The sequence below is a fragment of the Paraburkholderia phenazinium genome, assembly GCF_900141745.1.
GTDB lineage: Bacteria > Pseudomonadota > Gammaproteobacteria > Burkholderiales > Burkholderiaceae > Paraburkholderia > Paraburkholderia phenazinium_B.
In genome coordinates this window covers 1,039,092-1,054,020 of the sequence record NZ_FSRM01000001.1, presented here as the reverse complement: position 1 = coordinate 1,054,020, position 14,929 = coordinate 1,039,092, and the positions used below count along the sequence as shown (strand labels likewise).

The 14,929-nt window shown below is 62.5% G+C and carries 13 protein-coding genes; 5 read left to right on the top strand and 8 right to left on the bottom strand.

Going from position 1 to position 14,929, the window contains the following annotated elements:
* The first annotated feature begins 105 nt into the window (after window positions 1-105).
* From gpmA to BUS06_RS04930, 3 genes are all read left to right on the top strand, one after another.
* Window positions 106-852, top strand: a complete 747-nt coding sequence (gpmA, locus tag BUS06_RS04940) for a 2,3-diphosphoglycerate-dependent phosphoglycerate mutase (protein WP_074263252.1) — start codon at window positions 106-108, stop codon at window positions 850-852.
* Between the two features lie 400 nt (window positions 853-1,252).
* On the top strand, window positions 1,253-2,842 hold the full coding sequence (locus tag BUS06_RS04935) for a S41 family peptidase (RefSeq protein WP_074263251.1): 1,590 nt from the start codon (window positions 1,253-1,255) through the stop codon (window positions 2,840-2,842).
* Window positions 2,843-3,008: 166 nt separating this feature from the next.
* Window positions 3,009-3,770, top strand: coding sequence for a HesA/MoeB/ThiF family protein (locus BUS06_RS04930; protein WP_074263250.1), 762 nt, complete (start codon window positions 3,009-3,011; stop codon window positions 3,768-3,770).
* A gap of 79 nt (window positions 3,771-3,849) precedes the next feature.
* On the opposite strand, the gene ptsP is transcribed toward BUS06_RS04930, so the two are convergent.
* The 7 genes from ptsP to BUS06_RS04895 form a co-directional block, all read right to left on the bottom strand.
* Window positions 3,850-5,601, bottom strand: a complete 1,752-nt coding sequence (gene ptsP / locus BUS06_RS04925) for a phosphoenolpyruvate--protein phosphotransferase (RefSeq protein ID WP_074263249.1) — start codon at window positions 5,599-5,601, stop codon at window positions 3,850-3,852.
* Between the two features lie 209 nt (window positions 5,602-5,810).
* Complete coding sequence (locus BUS06_RS04920) at window positions 5,811-6,080, bottom strand: HPr family phosphocarrier protein (protein ID WP_074263248.1); 270 nt, start codon at window positions 6,078-6,080, stop codon at window positions 5,811-5,813.
* Between the two features lie 53 nt (window positions 6,081-6,133).
* Entirely contained in the window at window positions 6,134-6,622 is a 489-nt protein-coding gene (locus tag BUS06_RS04915) for a PTS sugar transporter subunit IIA (protein WP_074263247.1), read from the bottom strand.
* A gap of 323 nt (window positions 6,623-6,945) precedes the next feature.
* The gene (gshB, locus tag BUS06_RS04910) at window positions 6,946-7,902 is read right to left on the bottom strand and encodes a glutathione synthase (RefSeq protein WP_074263246.1); all 957 of its coding nucleotides are present in this window, start codon (window positions 7,900-7,902) and stop codon (window positions 6,946-6,948) included.
* 151 nt (window positions 7,903-8,053) lie between these two features.
* Window positions 8,054-9,343: a glutamate--cysteine ligase gene (gene gshA, locus BUS06_RS04905; protein WP_074263245.1), complete on the bottom strand. Its 1,290-nt coding sequence runs from the start codon at window positions 9,341-9,343 to the stop codon at window positions 8,054-8,056.
* Window positions 9,344-9,621: 278 nt separating this feature from the next.
* On the bottom strand, window positions 9,622-11,106 hold the full coding sequence (locus tag BUS06_RS04900) for an ammonium transporter (RefSeq protein ID WP_074263244.1): 1,485 nt from the start codon (window positions 11,104-11,106) through the stop codon (window positions 9,622-9,624).
* A 38-nt stretch (window positions 11,107-11,144) separates the two neighbouring features.
* On the bottom strand, window positions 11,145-11,483 hold the full coding sequence (locus BUS06_RS04895; protein WP_006048089.1) for a P-II family nitrogen regulator: 339 nt from the start codon (window positions 11,481-11,483) through the stop codon (window positions 11,145-11,147).
* Window positions 11,484-11,900: 417 nt separating this feature from the next.
* On the opposite strand from BUS06_RS04895, the gene BUS06_RS04890 reads away from it, so the two are divergent.
* Together BUS06_RS04890 and BUS06_RS04885 are read left to right on the top strand one after the other, a co-directional pair.
* Window positions 11,901-12,155 carry an accessory factor UbiK family protein gene (locus tag BUS06_RS04890; RefSeq protein ID WP_074263243.1) on the top strand — a complete coding sequence of 85 codons (255 nt, stop codon included), beginning with the start codon at window positions 11,901-11,903 and terminating at the stop codon, window positions 12,153-12,155.
* 106 nt (window positions 12,156-12,261) lie between these two features.
* Entirely contained in the window at window positions 12,262-13,794 is a 1,533-nt protein-coding gene (locus BUS06_RS04885) for a YifB family Mg chelatase-like AAA ATPase (protein ID WP_074263242.1), read from the top strand.
* 342 nt (window positions 13,795-14,136) lie between these two features.
* On the opposite strand, the gene BUS06_RS04880 is transcribed toward BUS06_RS04885, so the two are convergent.
* Window positions 14,137-14,787, bottom strand: coding sequence for a hypothetical protein (locus BUS06_RS04880; RefSeq protein ID WP_074263241.1), 651 nt, complete (start codon window positions 14,785-14,787; stop codon window positions 14,137-14,139).
* Window positions 14,788-14,929 lie beyond the last annotated feature (142 nt).

Genomic DNA, 14,929 nt, shown 5'->3' with positions numbered 1-14,929 from the left:
GGGCAATCCGACCATTATAAAATAACCGCCTGACGCGATGGCGACGGCCCATTCGGGCCGCGTGCGCCGCGCTTTACCGCTTCCTTACTACCGACCGGCCATCTTATGTACAAACTCGTTCTCATCCGCCACGGCGAATCGACGTGGAACAAGGAAAACCGCTTCACAGGCTGGGTCGATGTCGACCTGACCGAGCAAGGCAATCGTGAAGCGCAGCAGGCTGGCGTGCTGCTGAAGGAATCGGGCTACACGTTCGATATCGCCTACACGTCCGTCCTCAAGCGCGCGGTCCGCACCCTTTGGCACGTGCAGGACCAGATGGATCTGATGTACCTGCCGGTAGTCCATTCGTGGCGTCTGAACGAACGGCACTACGGCGCGCTGTCGGGTCTGAACAAGGCGGAGACCGCCGCCAGGTTCGGCGACGAGCAGGTGCTGATCTGGCGCCGCAGCTACGACACGCCGCCGCCGGCACTCGACCCGTCCGACGAGCGCACCGCGTATAACGACCCGCGCTACGCCAAGGTACCGCGCGAAGAGTTGCCGCTGACCGAGTGTCTGAAGGACACCGTGGCCCGCGTGATGCCGATCTGGAACGAATCGATCGCGCCGGCCATCAAATCGGGCCGCAAGGTGCTGATCGCCGCGCATGGCAACTCGATCCGGGCGCTCGTGAAGTATCTCGACAACATTTCGGACAATGACATCGTCGGCCTGAACATCCCGAACGGAGTGCCGCTCGTGTATGAGCTGGACGAAAACCTGAAGCCCATCAAGCACTACTATCTGGGCGACCAGGAAGCGATTGCCAAGGCCGCGGCGGCTGTCGCGAAGCAAGGCAAGGCGGGCTGAACCCCGCGAGCGGCGCCGTTTGCGCCGCTCGTTTGGGCTCCTCAACGGCTTCCTGTCGCGTAGGCCTCATTGGCCTCACACGGACCTCCTGACCTCCCGATTTGCCCTGGGCATTGGCTGCATAAAGCGCAATACAACGCTGCAGGAAACACGCTGTGTACACTCGCCCGAACCGGCCGGTGTACGCAGCGCAAGGTACACTGCCGATCCAGGACATCACCGTTCACCCGTTACCGCACATTTCTCTGCTCCCCAGCGTAAATCCCCAGAACCCGGCGCGCCTTGCGCTGTCGAATTGCGATTACTATCGCTGTGCACTGCCTGGGCGGGTGTGTGCAGTTATACTTGTCCGTCCCCATCTCTTTGACGCTGCCACGCGCTTCCGACCGCAACAGACTCTATGCGAAAGAACCTGAAAAATATCGGCCTGATTGCCGCGGGCCTTGCTACCGGCGTTTTTGCAACATTGCAACTTTCCGCCTCGGCCCAGCAACCCGCCAGCAGCGCCGTCGCGCCGCTGCCGCTCGATCAGCTGCGGCTGTTTGCCGAAGTTTTCGGACAGATCAAGCACGAATATGTAGAACCGGTCGATGACAAGAAGCTCCTCACGGCCGCTATCAAGGGCATGGTGTCGAGCCTCGACCCGCACTCGTCGTATCTCGACAAGACCGATTACGAAGAACTGCAGGAACAGACCAAGGGCCGCTTCGCGGGCCTCGGCATTGAAATTTCGGCGGAAGACGGCCTGATCAAGGTGATCTCGCCGATCGAAGACACCCCGGCGTTTCGCGCCGGTATCCGTCCGGGCGACCTGATCACGCGTATCAACGACAAGCCGGTGCGCGGCATGACGCTCGACCAGGCCGTCAAGCAGATGCGCGGCGATCCGGGCACCAAGGTTACGCTCACGATCTTCCGCAAGACCGATGACCGCACGTTCCCGCTCACGGTCACGCGCGCCATCATCAAGGTGCAGAGCGTGAAGATGAAGATCCTGGCGCCGGGTTATGCGTACATCCGCATCACCAGCTTCCAGGAACGCACCACGCCTGACCTGGCCGAAAAGCTGCAGGAAATCGCACGCCAGCAGCCGAACCTGAAGGGCCTCGTGCTCGACCTGCGCAACAACGGCGGCGGTCTGCTGCAAAGCGCGGTCGGCGTGGCTGGCGCCTTCCTGCCGCCGGATTCGGTGGTGGTCTCGACCAACGGGCAGATCCCGGATTCGAAGCAGGTCTACCGCGATACCTACGATAACTACCGTCTGCCGTCGTTTGACAGCGACCCGCTGAAGGACGAAGCGCCGATCTTCAAGACCGTGCCGATGATCGTGCTGACCAACGCCTACTCGGCGTCGGCATCGGAAATCGTTGCCGGTGCGCTGCAGGATCAGCATCGTGCGCTGATCGTCGGCAAGACGACCTTCGGCAAGGGTTCGGTGCAAACGGTGCGTCCGATGACCGCCGACACCGCGCTGCGCCTGACCACGGCGTACTACTACACGCCGAGCGGCCGTTCGATCCAGAACAAGGGTATCCGCCCGGACGTTGCGGTTGACCAGTACGCGGACGGCGATCCGGACGACGCACTCGTGACGCGCGAAGTGGACTATTCGAACCACCTGGCAAACACTCAGGATCCGGACGAGAAGAAGGAACAGGAACAACGCGAGCAGGATCGCATGGACCAGTTGCGCGCGCTTGAAGAGCAGAACGACAAGAAGACGCCGGAACAACGCCAGAAGGACCGCGACCGCAAGCCGGTCGAGTTCGGTTCGGCCGACGACTTCATGCTGCAACAAGGCCTGAACAAGCTGGAAGGCAAGCCGGTACAGGAATCGAAGTCGCTCTCCGAACGCCGTCTCGCGCAGAACAAGCCGGAGCAATCCGCTTCGGCGCCGGTGGCGGTCAAGCCGACCACTCCGGTTCCAGGCATGGGTGCATCGGCGAGCACGCCGGCTTCCGCGCCGGCTCCGGCATCGCAAGCCAACTAAGCAGCAAGTTTCATCTAAGGGTCTTCGCAGCGCGACACGTTGCGAAGACCCTTTTCTCCAGCGCGATTAGAATCAACAGAACGAATGCTCGCGCAGCAGGCAACGCCTGACCTCGAATGCGGCTGGCGTGTTTGCCGCCTCCGCGCGACACACCTCGGCGCCCGCCATGAACGACGATCAACTTCTCCGCTATTCCCGCCATATTCTTGTCGACGAACTCGGTATCGAGGCGCAACAGCACTTTCTCGATGCACATGCGATCGTTATCGGCGCGGGAGGGCTGGGCTCGCCAGCGGCGATGTATCTGGCCGCAGCGGGCGTGGGCAAGCTGACGCTTGTCGATGCCGATACCGTCGATCTCACCAACCTGCAGCGCCAGATTCTGCACGTGACGGCTTCGGTAGGTCGCAGCAAGGTCGAGTCCGGGCGCGACGCGCTCGCCCAACTCAATCCTGATGTGATAGTGGATGCAGTCGCGCAACGCGTCGACGATGCGTGGCTCGACGCAGCGGTACCGCACGCGACGGTTGTGCTCGATTGCACCGATAACTTCGCGACGCGCCACGCCATCAATCGCGCGTGCTTTGCGCACCGGGTGCCGCTCGTGTCGGGCGCTGCACTGCGCTTCGATGGGCAGATCAGCACGTTCGACTTCCGCGACGCCGCCTCGCCCTGCTATGCGTGCGTGTTCCCGGAGGACCAGCCGTTCGAAGAAGTGGCCTGTTCGACCATGGGCGTATTTGCGCCGACGGTGGGGATCATCGGCGCGATGCAGGCCGCCGAAGCATTGCGTTTGATTGCGGGAATCGGCACACCGCTCGTCGGCCGCCTGATGATGCTCGATTCGCTGCGAATGGAGTGGAACACGATGCGCATCGCGCGCCAGCCGGATTGCCCGGTCTGCGGCCACGCGCATCGTCCATCGTAGAGTTAAGCTCAATCGATCAGCGCTTCCCCGCGCGTGCAAGCGCGAAGTGCACGCCTGCGCACGCGGCGAGGAACCAAGCTCACACCGCCGCGACCCGCTTCAAGGCAGCCTGCACCTCTTCCGGCTCGAACGAAGCCAGCACATCCGCTACCGGCTTCTCCAGACTCTTCACGTGCGAGCGCAGGATCTCCTGCTTCACGACCAGCAACTGGCTCGGATGCATCGAAAACTCGGTGAGGCCCATACCGAGCAATAGACGCGTCAGCGCCGGATCGCCTGCCATCTCGCCGCACACCGACACCGGCACACCCGCGCGCTTCGCTTCGCGCAGCGTGAAGGCGATCAGATGCAGCACGGCCGGATGCAGCGGGTCATACAGATGCGCCACCGCGTTGTCCGCGCGGTCGATCGCCAGCGTGTACTGGATCAGATCGTTCGTGCCGATCGACAGAAAATCGAGCCGCTTCAAAAACAGTGGCAACGCGATCGCCGCGGCAGGAATCTCGATCATCGCGCCGACCTGCACGTTCGGATCGTAGGCAAGACCCGCGTCGTCGAGCTGACGTTTGGCCTCGCGAATCAGATCGAGCGTCTGGTCGATCTCCTGCGCATGCGCAAGCATCGGAATCAGGATCTTCACCGTGCCGAACACCGACGCTCGCAGGATGGCGCGCAACTGCGTGAGGAACATCTGTGGCTCGGACAGGCTCCAGCGGATCGCACGCAGCCCCAGCGCCGGGTTGGCGGCGGTTTCATAGCCATCGCCACCGCTCATCGAATCGAGCGGCTTGTCGGCCCCCACGTCGATCGTGCGGATCGTCACCGGCAGCCCGTTCATCAGTTCCACCGCGCGGCGATAGGCGGCAAACTGCTCCTCTTCGGCCGGCAGCTTGTCCTTGTGATTCATGAACAGGAACTCGGTGCGGAACAGGCCGATGCCCATTGCACCCGCATCCACCGCCGCTTTCGCATCGTCGGGCAGTTCGATGTTCGCACACAGTTCGATGCGCGTGCCGCAGAGCGTCTGCGTGGGAGAGAACTTCAGACGCTGCAGCTTGCGCTGCTCGAGCGCCTTCTCGCTTTGCCGGTACGAATACTCCTCGAGCACGATCGGCGCGGGATCGACGATCACGATGCCATGATCGCCGTCGACGATGATCAGATCGTCCTGACGGATCAGCGCGCTGGCGTGCTGCACGCCGACCGCAGCCGGAATGCCGAGGCTGCGCGCAACAATCGCCGTATGCGAGGTACGGCCGCCCAGATCCGTCACGAAGCCCTGAAACGTTTGCGTTTTGAACTGCATCATGTCGGCCGGCGCAATGTCATGCGCAACCACGATCATTTCGTCGCATGTGCCGTGCACGTTGTCGACCAGACTCGCAGCCGTTGCCCCAGCCAGCGCCTTCAGCACGCGTTCGACTACCTGCTGGATATCGGCTTTCCGCTCGCGCAGGTATTCGTCTTCGATGTCGTCGAAGTGGCGTGACAGGCGCTCCAGCTGCTCGGTGAGCGCCCATTCGACGTTATAGCGGCGCGTGCGGATCAGATCGATGGTTTCCTGGACGAGCATCGCATCGTTCAGGATCATTGAATGAACGTTGATAAACGCGCCCATCTCGCTCGGCGCATCCGCCGCGAGATCGTTGCGCAATATATCGAGCTCCTGATGAACGAGTTGCTGGGCCGAGCGGAAACGCTCGACCTCGCCTTCGATCTGGGCGGGCTCGACTAAATAGTGGTCGACGTCGAGTGCAGCCGGGGCGATCAGATAAGCCCGCCCGATGGCGATACCGCGTGACACGGGAATTCCATGCAGCGTGAACGACACGCGCACCTCCTCTAGTTGTGTGATGCCGCGGTAGACCGCTGCAATGCTCTCAGACCTTGCACGTCATTATAAATTCCGCAGCTTACTGGCGCCTGCCTGGTCAGTGTGCAGCGCAACACGCTGTGTTACCGCGTCGATTGTGACGCGTTAAAAAAAACGCCGCGGAAAACCGCGGCGTGACGACCCAAATAATCTGTAAACGCGCCGCGTTACTGACCTTCGCCGAATTTATCAGCGATCAGTTTCAGTAGTGCGTCCATCGCTTCCTTTTCGTCTGAGCCTTCGGTTTCGATCAGCACCGTGCTGCCGATGCCCGCGGCCAGCATCATCACTCCCATGATGCTTTTCGCGTTGATGCGCCGCCCGTTGCGGCTCATCCAGATTTCCGCCTGGAAGTTACCCGCGAGTTGCGTCAGTTTGGCCGACGCGCGCGCGTGCAGCCCCAGCTTGTTCACGATAGTCGTTTCCTGTTGCAGCATGTAATGGTCCGAAGCGCGGGTAATGATGTTTATGAAAGATGAAACCGAAACCGTTACAGGCTCGTCGTGCCCTGCTTGTGGGTGAGATCGCTCTCCGGCAGCATGGCAGGCACGCAATCGCCCATCACAGGCGGTGCGCACACTGGCGCGGGCGTGCCCGGCGCGACCGCCTGGACGCCCTTGGTCGCCCCGGCCAGCGCCTTGTCGACCAGCGTGTCGAGCGGCGTCGCGCGATAGCAGACCGCGCGTAGCAGCATCGGCAGATTCACGCCGGCCAGTACGCGCACATCGGGCAGCGACGCGAGCCGCGCGGCGATATTGGAAGGCGTCGCGCCGAACATATCGGTCAACACCAGGGCGCCGTTCTCTTCCCTGAGCCGATCGATCTCGGAGTGCGCGAATGCCACGACCTCCACAGGATCGCAGTCCGGTGAGACGTCGATGACGCCGATGCGGGCCGGTAAGCCCCCGTAAACGTGTGCGATACAGTCCCTGAGCGCCGTTGCGAGAGGGGCGTGCGCAATGATCAGAATGCCTGCCATGTCAGCCTTGCTGCAAAAAACGGCCCTGAACCGTGGCCCGGGTTTTAACCCGGTCGTCACGCCCTCGACCGGCCGATGGTCTGAGGGTCGGATCCGCGTTCCGCGCTGCCTACCTGCCAGGCCGAGACGGCCCCGCAGCGAACGAGCGCTTCATGCCCGCGCGAAATCTGAGGTTTCGAGCGGCGCGCCTGCCGGCGATCCTAACCGACGCGGGCCGCCGCTAAAGAGCGGGCATTGTAACAGGCTCATTTTCGCGCTTCCGCCACTTGTTCGCTCGACGCCGCCCTGACAGACCACCTGGGCAACCCGTCAGGGCGACTGCCTTATCCGACCGCCCGCTCCAACGCGTCGATGAACATTCCGGCGACGTCGAAACCGGTCTGATCCATGATTTCGCGAAAGCACGTCGGGCTCGTCACGTTCACTTCGGTGAGCCAATCACCGATTGCGTCGAGGCCCACCAGCAGCAGACCGCGCTCCGCGAGCACCGGCGCCAGCGTCTCCGCAATCTTGCGATCGTGCTCGGTCAGCGGTTGCGCCACGCCGAGCCCACCCGCGGCAAGATTGCCGCGCACCTCATTGCCCTGAGGAATGCGCGCGAGCGAATACGGCACCGGCTGGCCGCCGATCAGCAGAATGCGCTTGTCGCCGTCCTTGATCTCGGGGATGAATTTCTGCGCCATCACCGAACGCGCGCCGTCGTGGCTCAGCATCTCGATGATCGAACCGAGGTTCATGCCATCCGCTTTCACGCGAAACACGCCCATGCCGCCCATGCCGTCGAGCGGCTTCAGGATCACATCGCCATGCTCCGCGTGAAACGCGCGCAATCTTGTGGCGTCGCGCGTCACGAGCGTTGGCGCAACGAACTGCGGGAATTCGCCGATCGCGAGCTTTTCCGAATGATCCCGAATCGCCTGCGGCTTATTGAAGATGCGGGCGCCGCTGCGTTCTGCAAGCTCCAGCAGCCACGTGGACGTCACGTATTCCATGTCGAACGGCGGATCTTTGCGCATCACCACGGCGGCAAAGCTTTTCAGCGAGCGCGGGGCAGCGGCATCGGCGGCATACCAGGTCTCGCGATGACCATCGGACTCGTCGCCGACAATCGCAAAGCGCCGCGCATTCGCCTCGACGTCTGCACCGGTCCATGCGAGATGCTTCGGCTCGCAGGTGTAGAGCGTGTGACCGCGCCGGGCCGCCTCGGCCATCATCGCGTAGGTCGAATCCTTGTAGATCTTGAAGTGATCCAGCGGGTCGGCGATAAAGAGAATGTCCATGGAAGTCCTGATGCGCACTGATGGGCTTGGCATTATGCGTTAAACAAAGGGCGGCGGCATGAAGCGCGCCGCCCGTCGGTCCGGTGTGGCGTAACGAGGCGTAACCTCGACGCCACAGCAACCAGGTGTGAAGCGAGACCTTGGCCGCGAATCAGACCTGGATCGCTTCCGGATCGGTCTTTTCCAGTTCCACCGAGGCGGCCAGCAAGCCAAGCCGCGCCACCACACCGTACATATAAAAACGGTTCGGTGGTGCCACACCGGGCTTCGCATGAGCGTCCGGCAAAGCCGTATGCTCGAAGCCGAGCGGCACGAAGTGCATACCGGGCGCATTCAGATTCTGATCGCGCTCGCGGCTGCCGTGCACGCGATAGAAGCCGCCCACCACATACCGGTCGATCATGTACACGACCGGCTCGGCGACTTCCTCACCGATCCGCTCGAACGTATAGACGCCTTCCTGCACGATCACGTCGTGCACTTCGAGACCGTCCTTGGTGGTTGCCATCTTGGCGCGCTCGCGCTTGGTGAGCGCGGCGACTTCCGAGGCGTCGTGCACGGTCATCACGCCCATGCCGTAAGTGCCCGCATCCGACTTGATGACCACATACGGCTTCTCGGAGATGCCGTACTCGCGATATTTCTTGGCGATCTTCTTCAGCACGCCGTCGATCGCATCGGCCAGCGCCTCTTCGCCAGTACGCTCCTGGAAATCGACGCCTTCTACGTGCGCGAAGTACGGATTGATCATCCACGGGTCGATCTCGACCATCTTCGCGAACTTCTTGGCGACGTCGTCATAGCAGGAGAAATGGGTCGACTTGCGACGCACCGCCCACGCGGCATGCAACGGAGGCAGCAGATACTGCTCGTGCAGGTTTTCAAGGACCGGCGGAATGCCGCCGGAAAGATCGTTGTTCAGAAGAATCGAACACGGATCGAAATTCTTCAGGCCAAGCCGGCGTGCCGAGCGCTCGAGCGGCTCAAGGACGATCTTCTGACCGTCCGACAACGCAATGGTGACCGGCCCGTCGACGCTCTCGTCGAGGGTACCGAACCGGACGTTGAGCCCGGCTTGCCGCATGATGGTCGCCAGACGGGCGACATTCTCCAGATAAAACGCATTGCGCGTGTGGCGCTCCGGAATGACCAGCAGGTTCTTCGCGTCCGGACAGATCTTTTCGATCGAAGCCATGGCCGCCTGCACAGCGAGCGGCAACACTTCCTGCGGCAGGTTGTTGAACGCGCCGGGAAACAGATTGGTGTCGACAGGGGCGAGCTTGAAACCTGCGTTACGCAGATCGACCGAGCAATAGAACGGCGGCGTGTGTTCCTGCCATTCCAGGCGGAACCAGCGTTCGATGGCGGGTGTAGCGTCGAGGATCTTCCGCTCGAGATCGAGCAGCGGGCCGTTTAACGCCGTAACTAGGTGCGGAACCATTGATCACTCGCAGACTGGAGAAAAAAGATTGTAGAGCAAATGCTTCGTCCATTTGGGGACGGTTTCTCCATTCGCAAGCAGGGACGGATGCATTCTCGCTATGAGCGCGATAGGCGGCGAAAACTGCTCCTCGGATGCAGTCTACCGCGATTCATCCGCGAATAGTCCAGCAATAGCACCGCAACCGGCGCCAAAGAAAAGGCCCGCCAGAAGGCGGGCCAAAGTCGCTGCGCTTGATTCGTGATCGTGAATCGTAAAGCTTTGAAATCCTTGAAACCTTATTCGACGTGCTCGCCGTGCAGGCTCACGTCCAGGCCTTCGCGTTCCTCTTCTTCCGTCACGCGGATACCCATCACCAGATCGATCACCTTCAGCAGGACGAAGCTCACCACGCCGCTGTAGATCAGGGTCGTCAACACGCCCTTGGCCTGCAGGATCACGCTGCCGTCCGCGCCGCCGATGTCCTTGACCGCGAACACGCCGGTCAGCAGTGCACCGACGATACCGCCAACGCAGTGCACGCCGAAGCAGTCGAGCGAGTCGTCATAACCGAGCTTGCCCTTGAGCCACGTAGCCGACCAGAAGCAGATCACGCCAGCAGCAATGCCGATCACCAGCGAACCGCCGATGCCGACGAAGCCCGAAGCCGGCGTAATCGCCACCAGACCTGCAACCGCGCCCGACACGATGCCGAGTACCGACGGTTTGCCCTTGGCGATCCACTCAGCAAACATCCATGCGAGTGCTGCGGCTGCCGTTGCAACCTGCGTTGCGAACATCGCGAAGCCGGCACGGCCGTCTGCTGCCACTGCGGAACCTGCGTTGAAACCGAACCAGCCCACCCACAGCATCGCGCCACCGATCAGCGTCAGCGTGAGATTGTGCGGAGCCATGACTTCCTTGCCGTAGCCGACACGCTTGCCGAGCACCAGGCAGCAAACCAGACCGGCGATACCGGCGTTGATGTGCACCACCGTGCCGCCCGCGAAGTCGAGGATGCCTGCCGTAGCCAGCCAGCCGGTCGGTTCCCAGACCATGTGAGCGATCGGCGAGTAGACGATGATCGACCACAGCGTCATGAACACCAGCATCGCCGAGAACTTCATACGGTCAGCAAACGCACCCGTGATCAGGGCCGGCGTGATGATCGCGAAGGTCATCTGATACACGCAGTAGACCGTTTCCGGGATCGTAGGAGCCAGGTGGCTTACCGTCAGCGTGGTCGCCTTGTCGCCGTGGATATAGTTCATCCCGGCCATGAAGACGCGCGAGAAGCCGCCGATGAACATGCCGCCAGGCGTGAACGCCAGGCTGTAGCCCAGCACCACCCAGACGATCGTCACGACGCAGGTGATCGCGAAGCTTTGCATCAGCGTTGCGAGCACGTTCTTCTTGCGGACCATGCCGCCGTAGAACAGTGCCAGGCCCGGGATCGTCATGAACAGCACGAGCGCGGTGGAGGTCAGCATCCAGGCGGTGTCGCCGGAGTTGATCTTCGACGAGTCGACCGAGAACGGCGCGGTCGGAGCAGCCGGGGCGGCTGCGGCAGCGGCTGCCGACGCGTCAGGTGCAGCAGCCGCGGTGGCCGGTGCGGAGGCGTCCGCTGCCGGTGCCGATGCTGTGGCGGCCGGCGCGCTGGCCGTCGTATCGGCGGCAGGCGCCGAGGCGGCTGCGGGTGCTGAAGCGTCGTCCGCGAGGGCGGCGCCGATACCGCCCGCGAGCAGCGAACCGGCCATCAGCATGGACATCAATAGTTTGCGCATCTTAATTTTCCTCTTGTAGCGAGTCGCTATCGTTCTATTTACAGGGCGTCCGCCCCGGTCTCCCCGGTGCGAATCCGAATCACTTGCTCGATCGGCGTGACAAAAATCTTGCCGTCGCCGATCTTGCCTGTGCGTGCGGCACGCTCGAGCGCTTCGATCGCCTGATCGACGATGTCGTCCGAGACCGCGGCCTCGATCTTCACCTTCGGCAGGAAATCGACGACGTACTCTGCGCCCCGGTACAGCTCGGTGTGGCCTTTCTGACGCCCAAAGCCCTTCACTTCTGTCACCGTGATTCCGGAGACGCCGATTGCCGACAAGGCCTCGCGCGCCTCATCGAGCTTGAACGGCTTGATGATTGCGGTAATCAGTTTCATGAAATCCTCGCTGTAGTTGCGTAACCCGTTTGCGAAACCTGGTTTCCCCTGAACTGTTGCGTCGATACGCGGCTGGTACTCGAACCGGATCGATGCAGTGCCGGTAAAACCACCCGGCAGTGCGCGCCGGGCAGTAACAGCAACTCGCATGCCATGTGAGTGTCACACTCGCTGGAACCGGTGCCGGTAGCGGCCCCGCGCTCCCCCTGGCCGGATGGCCAACGTTGGCGGGGGACGGTGGCGCGCCGTCTGGATCGTTGCTAGAGTGTTCGCAGGCCACGGACACGAATACGCGCACCAAAGGCGCACATGGAACCGTACCGACCGGTCGGTCATGCACCAAAAACGCTCATCCGCCGATCCGGGGCACAGACGTAATGACACATGCACACTTTTTGTGCATTTAAGGGGAACACCATGAAACAACCGAACGACGTCTTTAACGATTTCCAGGCTCGCATCAGCGATCTGCTCAAGAACTCGCCCGCGAAGGATGTCGAACGCAACGTCAAGGCCATGCTGTCGCAGGGCTTCTCAAAGCTCGATCTGGTAACGCGCGAAGAATTCGATACGCAAACCCAGGTGCTGGTGCGTACGCGCGCCCGCCTCGAGGAACTGGAGCGGCGCGTGGCCGAGATCGAACAGAAGCTGCCGGTGACGCACACGTCCTGAGGTTGCGCGAAGTCTGAATTGCACATCACTGGCAAGCGAGCCGTGACGTCATCAGCGTTTTAGAGAGTCGTGCGCGCTACCGGCGCGCCGTCTGACGGGAGAAAACATGTCGCTTGCCGTGGTGCGCAGTCGCGCGCCGGCCGCTGGCCGCGCGCCTGAAGTAACGGTCGAGGTTCACCTCGCCAACGGATTACCCTCTTTTTCGATCGTCGGCCTTCCCGATCTCGAAGTACGCGAAAGCCGCGAGCGCGTGCGCGCCGCGCTGCAGAATTGCGACTTCGACTTTCCCGTGCGCCGTATCACCGTCAATCTCGCGCCAGCCGACCTGCCGAAGGAATCTGGCCGCTTCGACTTACCTATTGCACTGGGTATCCTCGCCGCGAGTGGGCAGATTCCGGCGGAATCGCTGATGCATCGGGAATTCGCAGGCGAGCTGTCGCTGACAGGCGCACTGCGTCCCATGCGCGGGGCCTTTGCGATGGCATGTGGAACCGCGCGAAGCAACGCGCAGCAGGTGGCGGCCGAACTCTATCTGCCGGCGGCAAGCGCTGCGGAGGCCGCCCTGGTGCCGGGCGTCAACGTCTACGGCGCCGCCGATCTGCCCTCGCTATGCGCGCATCTGGCAGGGGTCCCGGACAGCCGGCTCACGCCAGTCGCCGCACCTGCACTCGACACGGCCCCCGTCGTGCCGCCCGCCGATATGGCCGACGTGATCGGCCAGCGCGCCGCGCGCCGGGCGCTCGAAGTCGCCGCGGCGGGTGGTCATCATGTCCTGATGGTCGGGCCGCCGGGGGCCGGCAAGTCGATGCTGGCGGCACGCCTGCCGAGCCTGTTGCCGCCGATGACCGACGACGAAGCGCTCACCTCTGCAGCGCTGCTGTCCGCGAGCATGTCGGGTTTTTCACCGGCGCAATGGCGGCAGCGGCCGTTCCGGGCGCCGCATCACTCGTCGAGCGCAGCGGCGCTGGTGGGCGGGCGCAATCCGCCGCAGCCAGGTGAAATCACGCTGGCGCATCTCGGTGTGCTGTTTCTCGACGAAATTCCGGAATTCGACCGCCACGTGCTGGAGACGTTACGCGAACCGCTCGAAGCCGGACGCATCACCATTTCGAGGGCGGCATTGCAGGCCGATTTCCCGGCAGCCTGCCAGCTGATCGCCGCGATGAATCCCTGTCCGTGCGGCTGGCGCGGCGATCCGAACGGACGCTGCCGCTGCACGCCGGAAATCGCCGCGCGCTATTTGCGCAAACTTTCGGGGCCGTTGCTGGACCGCATCGACATCCAGATCGAGTTACCCGCGCTCACGCCGGCTGAACTCTCCGCGCGCGCGAGCAACACCAACGAGCCAAGCGTAGCCATTGCCGCGCGGGTAGGCGAAGCTCGCGCCCGGCAACTGGCCCGTCAGGGCAAAACCAACCGCGAACTGAGCGGCCGCGAAGTCGACGAGGTCTGTCGGCCGGACGCAGCCGGCGAAGCGCTGCTGCGCGAAGCGGGCGATCGTTTCGGCTGGTCGGCACGCGCCTATTACCGCGTGCTGAAGGTGGCCCGCACGATTGCAGATCTGGCCGGTGCCGACGCGCCGAGTGGCGCTCAAATTGCAGAAGCCGTCCAATATCGTCGTGCATTCGCCGCTGGATAGAGCAAAAAAATCGCTGTCAAGACTTGACTTATGCACACGAAAGTATTTCTGGAAAATTCGCAGGCAATTGAAAGGTAGACTTGATGCGCTTTGGAGAGGCCGTTGATTTTATTGGGTTTTTTGGTTGTCCCCGAAGCAGGGAAAAGTGACCGGACGCCCGTGGGACGGGCATCCCGGCCCGCTCCCGCCAAGTTCTCCACAAAGTTATCCACAGGCGCGGCAGGTGATGGAAAAATCCCCATAAAATCCGGCTATTAGCGTCATAACCTGCGAAGGAACTTTCACTGTGTGCATCGATCTACGACACCCTTGCACGCCGCGCGAAGCAGCTAAATGGCGTCTTCAATAAAGCTGGAACGATCGAAAAAACTGGTCGACCTGCTCCTGCGGCAACGGCTGACTGGCGATAATCGCCGCCTGGTAGACATGCCGGCCATGGGCAACGAAGCGCGCATAGATCGTGCGAGTCTCCTTTTGTTCGCCAGCCTTGCCGCTCAGCGTCATCTCGAGGCCCGGCACCTGACCACCGGCGGCCATCGGAATCTGCACCGCGTGCGCGGCCGGCGCGGTGCCGACATTGCGGGCCAGTCCGTCGCGCAGGAAGTCGAGCGCCGTGCGCTGCACCTGCGGGTCGTCCGAAGGCAGCATCAGCGTGCCGACCGCGAATACGGCCGGCCCGGCCTCGGCGGTCTGCATGGCCATTTTCATCGAAGTCCCGGCCACGTCGATCTGCCGCGTATCGCTGCCCGGCTTGGCCGGCAGGTCGACGGTATAACCGTTGTCGTTATTCATGACCGTGCGCCAGTCGTAGGTCGGCGAACAGCCGGCCAGCAAGCCGCCCGCGGCGACCACGCAAAGACTCATGCGCAGGATGGCGCGCGTTGCCGCCGTCGTCGGTAAGCCGGAAGAGAGGTGACGCAGCCGGACAACGAAGCTCAAGGGGAAGGTGGAAAAAAGACGCAGGAATGGCAGGCAGAAAGCGGATAGGAACATGACGAAGCTGTCAGGAAGGCTCGAAGCTTAAAACCCCATTATCCGCCGATAGAAGCACCCCCGGCAGGGTGTCGACAGCGCCCTGCCGCCTCGCGGGATTGGCGCTACAATACCGTGGCTACGTTCCGCGCACGCTGCGCGA